This window comes from Streptomyces sp. NBC_00523 (genome assembly GCF_036346615.1).
GTDB lineage: Bacteria > Actinomycetota > Actinomycetes > Streptomycetales > Streptomycetaceae > Streptomyces.
The window spans coordinates 5813130-5827835 of the sequence record NZ_CP107836.1; the positions used below are offsets into that span (position 1 = coordinate 5813130).

Consider the following 14706-nt stretch of genomic DNA (forward strand, 5'->3'; position numbering starts at 1 on the left):
ACACTTCACCTCCGCCGGGAACACCCCCTGGAGCCCCGCACCCGCTCACGGGCCGGCGCGGATGAGGCCGCCCCGAGACCGTCCGAATCCCTGCCCGGCGGACAGGCCTCCGGGGAGGCGCGCGGGCAGCCCCTGACGCGCCCGCCCCTCCTCGTCGGCCGCCCTCAGCAGCTGACGCTGCCCCGCCGCAGCGCGTGCCCGCCGTCATTCGCGTCGTCCGACCAGTACACCGGCTTCGACCCCGACACGCACTCGTCCGCACCCGCCAGCGCGAAGCCCTCGTTGTTGTCATTCGGCATGCCGCTCGGGCGGTTGTACGCCGCCGCCGGGGCGAACGTGCCCGTCGCGTTGACCGTGAACGTCTGGTGGCGGCCGTCGCAGGTGTCGTCGCAGACCGCCCAGAGGCGGGATGCCTGGGGCTCCCACTGGAGTTCCATCACGCCGGACATGCCGCTGCTGAAGGAGGCGATCCGGGTGTACGAGCCGGAGTCGGCCAGGACGTAGCCGTACACCATGCCCGTGCCCTCGACGCCGACGAAGAAGACGCCGCCGCTGTGGGCGGCGTAGTGCGCCGGGTCGTACGCCGCGCCCGTCGACGCGTCCTTGAATCCGGCGCCCGTCAGCGCCGCGTCCGGAATCCACGTCACGGCCTCCAGGCCGAGGTTGGAGCCCGTCGACGGGAGGTCGGAGGTGAGGTTCCACTCCTTGGCGGCCGTCAGCGACGAGCCCGAACCGCTCACGTCGTACCGCAGCACCGACAGGCGGCTCGTGCCCGAGGCGTCCCCGTTGCGCTCGCTCGCGACGAAGATCTCCCCGGCGGCCGCCGTGACACCCTCACCGTCCGGGCTGCCGGAGCCGCCCGGGAAGCGCAGGGTCTTGCCCGAGGACCAGCCGTTCGCGGTGTCCGGCTTCCAGCCGCCGGACCCGTCCCGCACCAGGCGCCACAGCTTGCCGCTGTTCTGCGCCGCCCACAGCACGCTGCCGTCCTGGTAGAGCCCGCTCAGGTCCTCGCCGAACACGTTCGCGCCGTCCGCGGTGGCGACCGAGCTGCCGCCCGGCCACGCGACGGGGGCCGTCGAGCCCCCACCCGTACCGCAGGCGTTCGCGGCGCCCAGCGTCACCGACGCCGCCTGCTTGAACGCGCCGGTGCCGTCGGGGCAACGCGACCAGGACGGAGCGGAGTGCTTGCTCCACGAGAAGCCGTCCACCTGTGTCTTGCCGTCCGCCAGATACAGCCGCGCCTCATCGGCCGACCCGAGACCGAACGCGCCGCTCACGTCGAACGCCCGGAAGGCGCCCGGCGCCAGCGTCGTCCCGGAGGGGATCTTGTACGCGTGGTCCTTGTCGTCGTCCTTCAGGACCCAGCCCGACACGTCGACCGACGAGCCGCCCTTGTTGTACAGCTCGACCGAGTCGTTCACGTCGCCGGTGGTCACCACCTCGTTGATACGCACGTCGTCGGCCGGGGCCGCGTGCGCCGCCGGCACCCCGGTCAGCGCGCCGGCCGCCAGCAGCGGCGCGGCGACGAGGAAGCGGGCGAGAGCGCGGGGCCGCCGTGGGCGGGAGGGCGATGCGGTCACGGAATCCATCCTGACGTAGTCGTGGGGCGGGCGGCCCGACGCTCTCGGCCCAGCCCGAACGGAATGCCCACCCCCGGGAGGACGGCTCGCGAACGCCGGGCAAACTCTGCGGGGCCCCGCACCTCGGCGGCGGAATGAGTGAATGCGCTTCCATACACCTGCCCCGCATGTGGGAACATCTCCCCACCACAGGGGAAGAGAGGTGACGCGGCGCGATGAGTACTCCTACGGTGTACGACGTTGCCGAGCGGGCGGGGGTCTCCATCGCCACGGTGTCGCGGGTGTACCGCAGCCCGGAATCGGTGCGCGGGGAGACCCGCGAACGCGTGCTGGCCAGCGCGCGCGAACTCGGGTACGTGCCCAGCGGCAGCGCCCGCGGCCTCGCCAGCCGCTCCACCGGGGTACTCGGCCTGTGCTACCCGGACTTCCACGACGCGGAGGCGGACAGCGCGTCCGCCGCCGACCCCGGCGAGGTCACCCTCTACTCCGACGAGGTCATAAGGGGCATGGAGCGCGCCGCGAGGCGCCACGGATACGCGCTGCTCATCGCCTCCTCGCACGCCGACGACGCGGGCACCCGGCTCACCGAGGTCGCGGGCCGGGTGGACGGGCTCGCCGTCCTCGCCCAGGCCGTGCCGGACGAGACCCTGGAGATGGTGGCCCGGCGGGTCCCGGTCGTGCTGCTCGCGGGCGAGCCGTACGACGGCATCGACCACGTGAAGGTGGCCAACTTCGACGGACAGCTTCAGATCACGCGGCACCTGCTCGGCCCGCACCGGCTGCGGCGGCTCGCGTTCGTCGGCGGGCCGGCGGACTCCCCGGACGGCGAGGCCCGGTTCCTCGGCTACCAGGCCGCCCACCTGGAAGCCGGTCTCCCGCTGCCCAAGGCCCCCGACCTGCGGGGCGACCTCACCCAGGCCGCCGGGCGCCAGGCGGTGGAGACGCTGTTCGGGGCGGCGGAGGGGCCCCGGCCCCAGGGCCTGGTGTTCGCCAACGACCAGATGGCCGTGGGCGCGCTGCACGCCTTGGAGGCACGCGGCATCGACGTGCCCGGGGACATCGCCGTGACCGGCTTCGACGGCATCCCCCTCAGTAGGCTCGTGCGGCCGACGCTCACGACGGTCCGGCAGCCGATGGGGCAGCTGGGCGTGGAGGCCGTCGAACTGCTGGTGGCCCGGCTCGCCGAGCGCGAGAGACCCCCGCAGGAGCGGCTGCTGCCCGTCTCCGCGGTGCTGCGCCGCAGCTGCGGCTGCCCGGCGGACGCGGCGGCGTAAGGGGCGGGGCGCGGGCCCGTAAGCCCAGGTCAGGGGCGCTCCCACAGGCCCGGGGGAGCTCACCCCGCACGCCCGGAGTCAAAGCACCCCTGAGGCCACGCCCGTACTCCCGGAGCTCACCCCCGTACGCCCCCGGTCAACCCCGCCACCCCCCGCGTTACCCAAGCGTTATCCCATCCCTCTTGAGCGATCCAGACCCATATCGCAGAGTTCTGTATGCGCTTTCAGATAGCGCATACACAGCTCGAGGAGGAGCTCCATGGCACGCCCCGCCAAGACCGTCACAGGTATCTCCGTCGTAGTGGCCGCCGCGCTGTCCCTCACCGCCTGCGGCGGTGGCGGTGGCGCGCAGCAGTCCGCCGACGCCAAGCAGACCCTGACCGTCTGGGGCATGGGCGAGGAGGCCAAGCGGCTCGCCACGGTCGCCAAGGACTTCGAGAAGGACAACCCGAACATCACCGTCAAGGTGACCCCCATCGGCTGGGACGTCGTCGGCCAGAAGATGACCGCCGCCGCGGCCGCCGGGAAGCTCCCCGACATGGCGCAGATGGGCTCCACGATGATGGGGCAGTACATCGCGCTCGACGTGCTGGAGCCGGTGGACACCAAGGCCTTCAAAAAGGCCGACTTCTTCCCCGCCACCTGGAACAGCAACGTGGTGGACGGCACCGCCTACGGCGTTCCGTGGTACGCCGACGTACGCGGTCTCTACTACCGCACCGACCTCGCGGAGAAGGCCGGCGTCGACAAGGCGCCCGTCACCTGGGACGACCACCACAAGCTCGCCGAGGCGTACCAGAAGAACGGCGCCCAGTTCGGCACCGCGCTCCAGCCCGGCAACACCGGCGCCTGGCAGAGCTGGCTGCAGTTCCTGTACTCCGAGGGCGGCAGCCTCACCGACGCGGACGGCAAGGCCGCGCTCGACACCCCCGAGGCCGTGAAGGCGTTCCGGACGTGGGGCAGCTACTTCAAGGACGGGCTCGCCAAGAAGAACTTCGTGCCCGGCGCCGACGTGGCCAAGACCTTCGCCAAGGGCGAGGAGCCGACGTTCATGTCCGGCCCCTGGATGGTCCAGAACCTCAACGAGCAGCAGCCGCAGCTGAAGGGCAAGTGGAAGACCGCCCCGCTGCCCGCGGGCCCGAAGGGGTCCGTCTCCTGGGTCGGCGGCGCCTCGCTCGTGACCTTCAAGGACAGCGAGCACAAGGCCGCCGCCGAGAAGTTCACCCAGTACCTGACCACCCCCGAGACGCAGGCCGCCTGGTACGGCGCGACCAAGTCGCTGCCCGCCGGCAAGGCCGCCTACGACCTCCCGGAGATCAAGGACAGCGCCGAGGCCGACAGCCTGAAGGTCTTTCGCCAGGCCCTGGACACCGGCAAGGAGATCCCGGCCCTGGAGAAGTGGAACGAGATCGCCGCCGCCATCGAGGGCACCCTGGAGAAGATCGCACAGGGCGGTGACCCGGCCGCCGAGGCCAAGAAGCTCCAGGCGACCACGGAGGGGTTGATCTCCCAGTGAAGACCGCCGCCACCCGGGCCGGGGCAGGCCTGGACCGCGCTCCGGCCCAGGCCGGCGGCCCTCCCGGACAGCAGGACCCGGCGGGCCAGGAGCTCCGCCCCGACCGGCTCTCCCGGCAGAACCTCGCCGGCTGGCTGTACTCGACGCCGTTCCTGGCCCTCTTCCTGACCTTCATGGCGTTCCCGATCGTCGCGACGCTCCTCATGAGCTTCACCGACTTCGGCCTGCGCAACGTCACCCACCCGCTCGACGCGAACTTCGTCGGATTCGACAACTACACCGCGCTCTTCGACGACCCGAAGTTCATGAAGGCGCTCTTCAACACCTGCTACTTCGTGGTGCTGGGCGTCCCGCTGACCATCGGCAGCGGACTGGTCGCGGCCGTGCTCCTCAACTCCGGCATCGACCGCTTCCGGACCTTCTTCCGGGTCGGCTTCTACGTCCCCGTGGTCACCGCCATCGTCGCGGTGGCCGTCATCTGGCGGTTCGTGCTCGACCCCTCGGAGGGCCTGATCGCCGGGCTCGGCGCGCAGCTCGGCTTCTCCACGCCGGACTTCCTCGCTTCCAAGGCGCTCGCGATGCCGTCGCTGATCGTGATGGCCGTCTGGCGCAACATGGGCACCGCGATGGTCCTCTTCCTCGCCGGACTCCAGGCCATCCCGGTCGAGGTCCGCGAGGCCGCCAAGCTGGACGGCGCGGGTGCCTTCCAGGAGTTCCGCCGGATCACGGTCCCGCTGCTGCGGCCCACCATGCTGTACGTCGCGGTGATGACCACCATCGGCTTCCTCAACGTCTTCGAGGAACCCTTCGTGATGACCGACGGCGGACCCGGCGACAGCACCCTCACCGTGTCGCTGCACATGTACAAGGAAGGCTTCAGTTTCTTCCACATGGGCTCCGCGAGCGCCATGGCCTACGTCCTCTTCACGATCGTGCTGGCCGTCACGCTGCTCCAGTTCCGCCTGCTGAAGGACAAGACCTGATGAGCGCCACCGACCTCCCCACCAAGAGCGCACCGGGCAGGCGGCGCACCGCCACCTCGCGCAGGCCGGGCACCAAGGCCCTCACGTACACGCTGCTCATCCTGGGCCTGCTCGTGATGACCGCGCCCTTCCTGTGGATGGCGGTGTCCGCCTTCAAGACCCCGCAGGACCTGGGCGCCAGCCCGCCGGTGTGGATCCCCACCGAGTGGACCCTCGCGAACTTCCGCGAACTGCTCGACCTGATGGACATCGCGCGGAACTTCCTCAACTCCGCGGTGGTCGCCGTCGTCGTGACCGCCTGCAACCTGGTCTTCTGCTCGATGCTGGGCTACGCGCTCGCCAAGCTGAACTTCTTCGGCAAGCGGGGCGTGCTCGCGATCGTGCTGGGCGCCCTCATGGTGCCGGGCAACCTGATGCTGCTGCCGCAGTTCGTGATGATGAGCAAGATGGGGCTGCTCGACAGCTACGCGGGGCTCATCCTGCCCTTCGCGGCGGGCGCGTTCGGGGTCTTCCTCATGCGGCAGTTCATGGCGGCGATCCCCGACGAACTCCTCGAAGCGGCCCGCATCGACGGCGCCGGCGAGTGGTACATCTTCTGGCGGATCGTGATCCCGCTGGTCAAGCCGGCCCTCGCCACGCTGACGATCTTCGTGTTCCTCGGCTCGTGGAACAACTTCCTGTGGCCGCTCGTCGCGACCAACGACCCGGACAAGTACACCCTGCCGGTCGCCCTCGCCACCTTCGCCACCGACCCCACCAAGGCCGCCGGTTCGAACGGCGTGCTGATGGCCGGCGCCTTCCTCGTGGTGCTCCCGGTCGTCGCCGTCTTCATCGCCCTCCAGCGGCACTTCACCCAGGGCATCGCGACCTCCGGCCTGAAGTGAACGGGCGCCCCGGCCTCGCCCCGGCGGGCGTGCCGCCCGCGCGGGGCACGGTCCTGCGGTCCCGGGACGGCATCGGCCATGTGCTGCTCGACTGGCTGCCGGCGCCGGGGACGGCCGGTTACGTCGTCCACCGCTCCGATCACTACGAGGGACCGTACGAGCCCCTGCACCCCGGCCCGGTCCTCCCGCCGTACGCGGACACGCGCGCCGAGCCCGGCCGCGGCTACTGGTACCGGATCGCGCCCAGGACGCCCGAGGGCCCCGGGCCCCCGCTGCCCGGCCCCGTGCGCGGCTGCGCGCTCGCCCCGGGCAGCGCACCCGCCGGGGTCCGGGTCCGGATCGACGCCGGCGCCCCGCACCGCCCCGCGCACCTCACCGGCGACGGGGCCCGCGCCCTGGTGACCGCCACCGTCACCGCGCGCGACGGCACGGTCGAGGTGCGCGTGGTCAACGCCGCCGCCGACCGGCCCCGCGCGATACCGGTACCGGCGCTGGGCCGCCGCGTCACCGTGGAGTTCGCCGGGCTCGAACCGGGCGCCCGCTACCGGATGCGCCCCGCCGGTGACACCGGCCCCGAAGCCCTCGCGCACACCGGCCCGGACGGTCTCGTACGCACCACGCTCGACCTGCCCATGCCGGGCAGCCGCACCCTGCGACTGGCCCGCGACCGGGCCTGCCCGCACCCCGCACCAGCCAAGGAGGACCCCGGGCCATGAGCACCACCGGCACCGAGCGCCCCAGCCTCGTGTTCTTCATGACCGACGACCACGCCGTACCCGCGATCGGCGCCTACGGCAGCGTCATCAACAGGACGCCCGCCGTCGACCGGCTGGCCGCCGAGGGCATGCGCTTCGACAACGCCTTCTGCACCAACTCCATCTGCTCGCCCGCCCGGGCGTCCCTGCTGACCGGCACCTACAGCCACGTCAACGGCATGACGACGCTCGAACAGGAGGGCCAGAAGTTCGACGCCACCCAGCCCTCCTTCCCGAGCATGCTCCAGGAGGCGGGCTACCAGACCGCGATCATCGGCAAATGGCACCTGGGCCATGGGGGCTGCTCCGACCCGGTCGGCTTCGACCACTGGGAGGTGCTGCCGGAACACGGCGTCTACCACGACCCGACGTTCGTCACCCGCGACGGGGAGCGGCAGCACACCGGCTACGTCACCGACCTCATCACCGACCTCGCGCTCAACTGGCTCGACCGCCGGGACCGCGAGAAGCCCTTCGCGCTGTTCATCCAGCACAAGGCCCCGCACCGCGCCTTCGAACCCGCCGAACGCCACCGCCACCTGTACGAGGACGTGGACATCCCGGCGCCCCGCACCCTCCACGACGACTACCGCCACCGGGCGAGCGCGGCCGCCGAGGCGGAGATGCGGATGCGCGACCTGCTCCCGGAGGACCTCAAGGCACCCGTCCCCGAAGGCCTGGACGAGCGCGAGGAACGCGAGTGGCGCTACCAGCGCTACATCAAGGAGTACCTGCGCGTCATCGCCGCCCTGGACGAGAACGTCGGCCGGGTCCTGCACTATCTGGACCTCACCGGCCTGGACCGGTCCACGGCGGTCGCGTACACCTCCGACCACGGCTTCTACCTGGGCGAACACGGCTGGTTCGACAAGCGGTTCATGTACGAACCCTCGCTGCGCATTCCGCTGGTGGTGCGATGGCCCGGCGTCACCCCGCCGGGCAGCAGCTGCGACGAGCTGGTGGTCAACGTCGACTACGCCCAGACGATCCTGGACCTCGCCGGAGTGGAAGCGCATCCACGGATGCAGGGCAGAAGCCTGGTGCCCTTGCTCAGGGGCGAACGGCCGGACGACTGGCGGCAGTCGGTGTACTACCGCTACTTCGAGCACCTGGACGTCTGCCACAACGTCCAGGCCAGCTACGGCGTCCGCACCCACACCCACAAGCTGATCCACTACCCCGGCCACGGCTCCGGCCAGCCGGGCGCCAAGGACGAGACCCGCGCCCCCGAGTGGGAGCTCTTCGACCTGGTCGCCGACCCGGACGAACTGCACAACCGGTACGACGACCCGGGGTACCGGGATCTGGTCGTGGAGCTGACGGCCGAACTGGCGGCGCTGCAACGGCAGTACGGTGACACCCCCGGCTGAGGTACGGCTTCCGCCCCCGCCCGGCACCGGGCGGGGGCGGAACCGGTCAGCCGGCGTCGAGTGCGAAGACGCCGAAGCCGAAGCCCTCGGCGTGGACGCGCCCGTCCGCGACGGTGACCCCGCGCGCCTCCACCGCGGTGACCGGGCCGACGGGCACGGCGGTCGTGGCGGCCTCGGAGCGCGGGTTGACCACGACCAGATAGCGCCCGCCCCGGACGTACACCAGCGGATACCCGTCGTGCAGCACCTCCGTGGACGCCCCGCTGCCCAGCTCCGGGGTGGCCTTGCGGAGCGCGATCAGCCGCCTGACCAGGTGGAGGAGGGAGCCCTCGTCGGCGCGCTGGGCGGCGACCGTCGGGCGCGCCGGGTCCGGGTCGAGCGGCAGGTACAGGGCGTCGGCGGGCGCGGTGGAGAAGCCCGCGTTCGGCGAGTCGTCCCACTGCATGGGCGTACGGGACCCGGCCCGGTCGTACCGCGGACCCAGTCGGCTGCCCTCGCGGGTGGGCGTGCCGGGCACGTACCGCATGCCGATCTCGTCCCCGTAGTAGATCGCGGGGAGCGTCGGCCAGGTCAGCTGGAACGCGAAGGCGGCGGGCAGCTGTTCGGCCGTACGCGGGCCCGTGGCGAGGCGCGAGAAGTCGTGGTTGGCCGTGGGCAGCGAGATGAACCCGGCGTCCCCGATGACCTCCGTCGCCTCGCGCCAGGCGTCGAGGAAGGTGGCGAACCCGCCCTCGCCCCGCGCCCCGAAGTACGGCTCAAGCGGCTCCCAGGGCTCGCTGACCGTGCCCTCCCAGTTGTTCCAGAGCGACCGGAGCGGCAGCCCGTCACCGCGCGGTCCGAACTGCAGGAAGAAGTCCGCGTGGAACCCGGCCGGGACGGAGACCTGCGGGTCGCCCCACTCGGAGAGCAGCGCCGCGCGCGGGTGCACCCGGTCCAGCCAGCCGCGCAGCTCGGTCCAGAGCTTCGCGGTCTCGGCCTGCCCCGGGTCGTCCTTGACCAGCGACGCGGCCATGTCGACGCGGAAGCCGGACAGGCCGAGGTCCAGCCAGTGGTCCATGATGTCGCGCAGCGCCTGCCGGTTGGCGCGGGGCCCCTCGGCGTCGACGGGCAGCCGCCAGGGCTCCGCCGGGTCCATGCGCGCGTGCCCGAAGTTGAGCGCGGGCTGCGACTCGAAGAAGTTCGGCTGGTAGAACCCGGACCGGCTGCCGGGCGAGGCGACGAACCCGGGCGGCGCCTGCTCGGTGTCGGCCCAGATGAACCGCTGGTCGGCCGGGTCGTTCGCCGACGCCCGGAACCAGGGGTGCTGGTCCGAGGTGTGCCCGGCGACCAGGTCGAGCAGCACCCGGATGCCACGGCGCCCGGCGGCCTCGGTGAGCCGGGCCAGGTCCTCGTTGGTGCCGTAGCGCGGGGCGACGTTGAGGTAGTCGGCCACGTCGTACCCGGCGTCGTCGAACGGCGAAACGAAGCACGGGTTGAACCAGACGGTGTTCACCCCGAGCCACTCGAGATGGTCGAGCCGCGCCTCGATCCCCGCGAAGTCGCCGATCCCGTCCCCGTTGGAGTCGGCGAAGGACTGCGGATAGATCTGGTAGAGCACGGCGTCGGCGAGCCATTCGGTCGCCGGGCGGGGGGATGACATGCGGATTCCTCCGATAAGGGTGTACGGGAACGCGGGCTCAGCGCCCCACGGGCGCAGACGGCAACTCGATCAGGGCGCGCACGGGAAGGTGGTCGCTCGGTGCGACGGGCCCCGGCAGCGCGGCGGACGCCTCGCGTACCCGCGTACCGCGCGAGGCGAGGATCCAGTCGATGCGCGGGCCGTTCGCGACCGGCGCGCGGTAGTCGTGGAAGGTGGCGTACGCGGGCCCGCGCTCCTCGGCACGGTCCCAGGTGTCGTCCAGGCCGCCCCGCGCGAGCAGCACGCCGTGCACCTCGGGGTCCCCGGCCGGGGTGTTGAAGTCACCGGTGACGACGACCGGCAGGCCGGGCGCCAGGGCGGTGGACCGCTCCACGAGCAGCCCGGCCGCGCGGGTGCGCGCGTAAGCGCTCACATGGTCCAGGTGGGTGTTCACGGCGAGGAATGCGATCCCGGTGGCCAGGTCCCGGAAGCGGACCCAGGTCGCCATGCGCGGGCAGCCGCCGCCCCAGGTCTCGGAGGCGGGCACCTCGGGCGTGTCCGAGAGCCAGAAGTCGCCGTGGTCCAGGGCGTCGAGGCGGTCGCGGTCGTGGAAGACGGCCATGTGCTCACCGGTCCCGTCGCCGTCGCGGTCCCGGCCGGTCCTCGCGTAACCGGGTCCGAGCGCGGCGAGCACGTCCGCGACCTGGTGCGGGCGGCCCTCCTGGGTGCCGAGCAGCTGGGGCCGCGCCTCCCGCAGCACCGCCGCCACCGCGTCCCGGCGCCCCGACCAGGGGCGGGGCGAACCGTCCCAGTCCACATGGAGGTTGAAGCTCATGACGCGCAGGGCCGACGCGCTGTTGGCCATGGATGTCTCCCGTGCTGACTCATCGATTCTGTCACGAGGGGCCATGACTCCTTGCCCCCTCGTCTGAATGCGCTTACATTTCTTGCTGCGAGCGACGTTAGCCCCCGCTGTTTCGTCCGGCAAGGGCCCGCTCACCTCCCGCTTTCCGCCACGAAGGACCCGACATGCTCCGATCGCACGACGACAAGGTCAAGGAACTCCTCGGCCGGATGACGACCGAGGAGAAGCTCGGCCAGGTCCAGCAGCTGACCTGGACCGGGGACACGGGTCCTGGCGGCGGCCAGACGAAGGAGATCGAGGCGCTGGCCCGGGCCGGGCGGCTCGGTTCCGTGCTGAACCTGCACGGTGCGAAGTGGACCAACGACCTCCAGCGGCTCGCCGTCGAGGAGTCCCGGCTCGGCATCCCGCTGCTCTTCGGCTTCGACGTCATCCACGGCTTCTGGACCACCTTCCCGATCCCGCTCGCGCAGGCGTCGGCCTTCGACCCGGCCGTGGCGGAGACCGACGCCCGGGTGTCGGCCGCCGAGACCCGCTCGCAGGGCGTGCGCTGGACGTTCTCGCCGATGATGGACGTGACGAACGAACCGCGCTGGGGCCGGATCGCCGAATCGAGCGGCGAGGACCCGTATCTGAACGCCGTCCTGGCCGTGGCGAAGGTACGCGGCTACCAGGGGCCCGCCGACGGCTCGGGGCTCCGGTCCGAGCGGCACGTCGCGGCCTGCGCCAAGCACTTCGTGGCCTACGGCGGCGCCGAGGGCGGCCGGGACTACAACACCGTGGACATCTCCGAGCAGCGGCTGCGCAACCACTACCTGCCGCCGTTCAAGGCCGCGCTGGACGCGGGCGCGGCGACGGTGATGGCCGCGTTCAACACCGTGGGCGGCGTTCCCGCGCACGCCAACAGCCACACCATGAACAGCATCCTCAAGGGCGAGTGGGACTTCGACGGCTTCGTGGTCAGCGACTACACGGGCGTCATGGAGCTGGTCGCGCACGGTTACGCGGAGGACGCGGCGCACGCGGCGGAGCTCGCGCTCACGCACGGCCTGGACATGGAGATGGTGTCCACGCACATCGCGGACCACGGCGCGGACCTGCTCGACGGGGGCCGCATCAGCATGGAACGCCTGGACGACGCCGTCACCCGCATCCTGCGCCTGAAGTACGCCCTCGGCCTCTTCGAGGACCCGTACACCGACGAGGCGGCCGAGATCGAGGGCCCCACCGCCGAGGCGCGGGCCGCCGCGCGGGAGACCGCCGCCCGGTCGATGGTGCTCCTGAAGAACGAGGGCGGTGTCCTGCCGCTGAAGCCGAGCGGCACGATCGCCGTGGTCGGCCCGCACGCCGACTCCACGGACCAGCACGGCACCTGGGCGGGCCCCGGCCGGCTGGTGTTCGACACGGTCAGCGTGCTCGACGCGATCCGCGCGGCCGCGCCGGGCGCCGACGTCCGGCACTCCGGCGGCGGTGACCCGGCGATGGCCGCTGCAGCCGCCTGGGCGGCCGACGTCACCGTCGTCGTGGTCGGCGAGGACTCCGCGATCAGCGGCGAGGCCGCGTCGCGCAGCGAGATCGACCTCCCCGCGGGCCAGCAGCAGCTGATCGAGGCCGTCGCGGCGACCGGCAAGCCCTTCGTGGTCGTCCTTGTCAACGGCCGTCCGCTCACCATCGGCGGCTGGGTGGACCGCGCACCGGCCGTCCTGGAGGCGTGGCACGCGGGCATCGAGGCGGGGAACGCGGTCGCGGACCTCCTGTTCGGCGCGGTCAACCCGGGCGGCAAGCTGCCGGTGTCCTTCCCCCGGACGGTCGGCCAGATCCCGGTCTACTACAACCGCGAGTCGACGGGCCGCCCCTACGACGCGGCGGAGAAGTACGTCTCCAAGTACCTGGACCTGCCGGACGGCCCGCAGTTCGTCTTCGGTCACGGCCTGAGCTACACCACCTTCACGACCGGTGAACCGCAGCTGAGCCGCACCGAGATCACGGTGGACGCCCTGGAACGCGGCGAGACCGTCGAGATCACGGTCCCCGTCGCCAACACCGGCGACCGCAGCGGCGACGAGGTCGTCCAGCTCTACATCCACGACGTCGCGGCGTCCGTGGTCCAGCCGGTACGCAGGCTCCGCGCCTTCGAACGCGTCACCCTGGCGCCGGGCGAGCAGCGCCACCTCCGCTTCACCCTGACCGCGGAAGACCTCGGCTACTGGACCAACGACCCCTCGGGCACGTACGTCCTGGAACGTGGCCGCATCGACATCTACACGGGCACGAGCTCGGCAACGACGACCCGGGGGAGCCTGCGGCTGGTCTGAGCCGAGGCCGCCTCCACGCAACCGCGCCCGCCCTGCCCGCAGTTGAACGGGCACCGGTCATGAAGGGTCGCTTTCGCTCAGTGCCGTCGGACGGGTGCGGCTTGCTCAGGGGACGGTTGCCCAGGAGCCGGGGGGCACGGCTCGCGGGGTGTGGCGACCATGGCCAGGCCCTTGGGCGTGGGGGTGAGGTCGAGGCTGACGCGGACCGTCCTGCCGGTCGACGCCGTACGGAGTGTCCGCGAGCGGACCAGGCTCGCGAGGGCGACCGGCACCAGGATGTCGGAGGCCGCGGCGCCGGGGCAGTAGCGGGGGCCGATCCCGTAGGGGAGCAGCGCGGCGGAGGAGAGCGGGGGCCGGGCCTCGGGCGACCAGCGCAGGGGGTCGAACTCGTCGGGCCGGGCGTACCGCGCGGGATCACGGCGCAGCGCGCCCAGGGGAAGGGTCACCAGGGCGCCGGCGGGCACCGGCTGGTCGCCCACGTGGGTCGCGTGGCGGGGGCGGCGTACGAGGAACGGAATCCCGTGCAGCCGCGTGACCTCCTTGGCGAAGCCGACGGTGAAGGGCAGCCGGCCCGGGCCGATGGCGTCGGCCGGGGCGTCGGCGCCCAGGACGGCGTCGGCCTCGGCCCGGATGGCGGCTTGGTGGTCGGGGTGGCGGCCCAACTCGTAGCAGGCCCAGGAGAGTGTGGAAGCCGTCGCCTCGATGCCGGCGAACAGCAGCGCGCGCACATCGTGCAGCGCCACGTCCGGCCGGTCCTCGGACGCGCGCTTGAGCACCGAGACGACGTCGTTTCCGTCCGCGTCCGGCCGGTGGCGTGCGTAGACCTCCCGGGCGGCCTCGTTCAGCGTCGCGAACGCACGGCGGAAGGCGCGCCGCCGCGGCACGGGCACCCAGGGCCAGGACGACAGCGCGTACGTCCAGAACACCCTTGCGGACAGGACCGAACGCGCGCGGGCGAGTGCGTTCAGCGTGTCCGGGGAGATGGCGCTGTTCAGGACGGTCTCGATGACGAGGCCGGCCACGAGACGGCTCATCTCGATGGGGATGTCCACGGGGCGGTCGCCGGGGAGGCCCGCGACCAAGCGCTCGGTACTGTCCCGTACGGACGGTCCCAGGGCCGTCAGACGGGGTGCCGCGAGCGAGGGCTTCATCAGCGCGCGCCGGTCACGGTGAGCCTGGCCCTCGGTGCCCGGGAAGCCGTTCTCGGCGAAGCCCCGGAGACACGGGTCCGCGTTCCAGAACTGGAAGACGTCCTCCCCGCACCCGACCTTCCGGATCAGCGACGGATCGTTGACCTGGAAGGCGACCGCCGGCCCTGTCTTCGTCCTGACGACGGGACCCGCCTGGCCGAGACGGACCGCGAGATTCGCCGGATCGAGCCAGAACCGCAGCGTACGGGAGTGTGCGACACCCGCCTCCTCCCGCGACACCGGCTCCTCCCGCGATACCGGGCATTCCCCGGGATCGATCTCCTTGGGCATATCTGCCAAGCCTCCTGGGCTTCCATGGGCTCGACGGCCCGTGTCTTTTCTCTGCGCGGCAACGAGAG

Annotated in this window: 11 protein-coding genes; 7 read left to right on the forward strand and 4 right to left on the reverse strand. The window is 72.0% G+C overall.

The features are described 5' to 3' along the window. Window positions 1–164: 164 nt before the first annotated feature. Entirely contained in the window at window positions 165–1580 is a 1416-nt protein-coding gene (locus tag OHS17_RS26410; protein ID WP_330314141.1) for a lamin tail domain-containing protein, read from the reverse strand. A 215-nt stretch (window positions 1581–1795) separates the two neighbouring features. Between OHS17_RS26410 and OHS17_RS26415 the strand changes: the two genes are divergently transcribed. The 6 genes from OHS17_RS26415 to OHS17_RS26440 all read left to right on the forward strand — a co-directional run bounded on the left by OHS17_RS26415 (window position 1796) and on the right by OHS17_RS26440 (window position 8362). Further along, window positions 1796–2854, forward strand: a complete 1059-nt coding sequence (locus OHS17_RS26415; protein ID WP_330314142.1) for a LacI family DNA-binding transcriptional regulator — start codon at window positions 1796–1798, stop codon at window positions 2852–2854. Between the two features lie 259 nt (window positions 2855–3113). After that, window positions 3114–4370, forward strand: a complete 1257-nt coding sequence (locus OHS17_RS26420) for an extracellular solute-binding protein (RefSeq protein ID WP_330314143.1) — start codon at window positions 3114–3116, stop codon at window positions 4368–4370. Beyond that, entirely contained in the window at window positions 4367–5353 is a 987-nt protein-coding gene (locus OHS17_RS26425; RefSeq protein WP_330314144.1) for a carbohydrate ABC transporter permease, read from the forward strand. The genes OHS17_RS26420 and OHS17_RS26425 overlap by 4 nt, the downstream gene beginning before the upstream one ends. Next, on the forward strand, window positions 5353–6237 hold the full coding sequence (locus OHS17_RS26430) for a carbohydrate ABC transporter permease (protein ID WP_330314145.1): 885 nt from the start codon (window positions 5353–5355) through the stop codon (window positions 6235–6237). The genes OHS17_RS26425 and OHS17_RS26430 overlap by 1 nt, the downstream gene beginning before the upstream one ends. After that, window positions 6234–6953, forward strand: a complete 720-nt coding sequence (locus tag OHS17_RS26435) for a hypothetical protein (protein WP_330314146.1) — start codon at window positions 6234–6236, stop codon at window positions 6951–6953. The genes OHS17_RS26430 and OHS17_RS26435 overlap by 4 nt, the downstream gene beginning before the upstream one ends. Beyond that, entirely contained in the window at window positions 6950–8362 is a 1413-nt protein-coding gene (locus OHS17_RS26440; protein WP_330314147.1) for a sulfatase family protein, read from the forward strand. The genes OHS17_RS26435 and OHS17_RS26440 overlap by 4 nt, the downstream gene beginning before the upstream one ends. Window positions 8363–8408: 46 nt before the next feature. Here the strand turns inward: OHS17_RS26440 and OHS17_RS26445 are convergent, their stop codons facing one another. Together OHS17_RS26445 and OHS17_RS26450 are read right to left on the reverse strand one after the other, a co-directional pair. Beyond that, complete coding sequence (locus OHS17_RS26445; RefSeq protein ID WP_330314148.1) at window positions 8409–10001, reverse strand: alpha-amylase family glycosyl hydrolase; 1593 nt, start codon at window positions 9999–10001, stop codon at window positions 8409–8411. Window positions 10002–10038: 37 nt separating this feature from the next. After that, complete coding sequence (locus OHS17_RS26450; protein WP_330314149.1) at window positions 10039–10845, reverse strand: endonuclease/exonuclease/phosphatase family protein; 807 nt, start codon at window positions 10843–10845, stop codon at window positions 10039–10041. A gap of 164 nt (window positions 10846–11009) precedes the next feature. Here OHS17_RS26450 and OHS17_RS26455 point away from each other — a divergent pair, with 164 nt between their 5' ends. Further along, complete coding sequence (locus OHS17_RS26455) at window positions 11010–13157, forward strand: glycoside hydrolase family 3 N-terminal domain-containing protein (protein WP_330314150.1); 2148 nt, start codon at window positions 11010–11012, stop codon at window positions 13155–13157. A 77-nt stretch (window positions 13158–13234) separates the two neighbouring features. Here the strand turns inward: OHS17_RS26455 and OHS17_RS26460 are convergent, their stop codons facing one another. Further along, window positions 13235–14638: a cytochrome P450 gene (locus OHS17_RS26460; protein ID WP_330314151.1), complete on the reverse strand. Its 1404-nt coding sequence runs from the start codon at window positions 14636–14638 to the stop codon at window positions 13235–13237. Between the last annotated feature and the right edge of the window lie 68 nt (window positions 14639–14706).

What these genes read in the sequence shown, in the direction of transcription:
- OHS17_RS26415 (WP_330314142.1), top strand. Translation starts at nt 1,796, where the DNA reads ATGAGTACTCCTACGGTGTACGACGTTGCCGAGCGGGCGGGGGTCTCC.
- OHS17_RS26420 (WP_330314143.1), top strand. Translation starts at nt 3,114, where the DNA reads ATGGCACGCCCCGCCAAGACCGTCACAGGTATCTCCGTCGTAGTGGCC.
- OHS17_RS26450 (WP_330314149.1), bottom strand. Translation starts at nt 10,845, where the DNA reads ATGGCCAACAGCGCGTCGGCCCTGCGCGTCATGAGCTTCAACCTCCAT.
- OHS17_RS26460 (WP_330314151.1), bottom strand. Translation starts at nt 14,638, where the DNA reads ATGCCCAAGGAGATCGATCCCGGGGAATGCCCGGTATCGCGGGAGGAG.
- OHS17_RS26445 (WP_330314148.1), bottom strand. Translation starts at nt 10,001, where the DNA reads ATGTCATCCCCCCGCCCGGCGACCGAATGGCTCGCCGACGCCGTGCTC.
- OHS17_RS26440 (WP_330314147.1), top strand. Translation starts at nt 6,950, where the DNA reads ATGAGCACCACCGGCACCGAGCGCCCCAGCCTCGTGTTCTTCATGACC.
- OHS17_RS26430 (WP_330314145.1), top strand. Translation starts at nt 5,353, where the DNA reads ATGAGCGCCACCGACCTCCCCACCAAGAGCGCACCGGGCAGGCGGCGC.
- OHS17_RS26455 (WP_330314150.1), top strand. Translation starts at nt 11,010, where the DNA reads ATGCTCCGATCGCACGACGACAAGGTCAAGGAACTCCTCGGCCGGATG.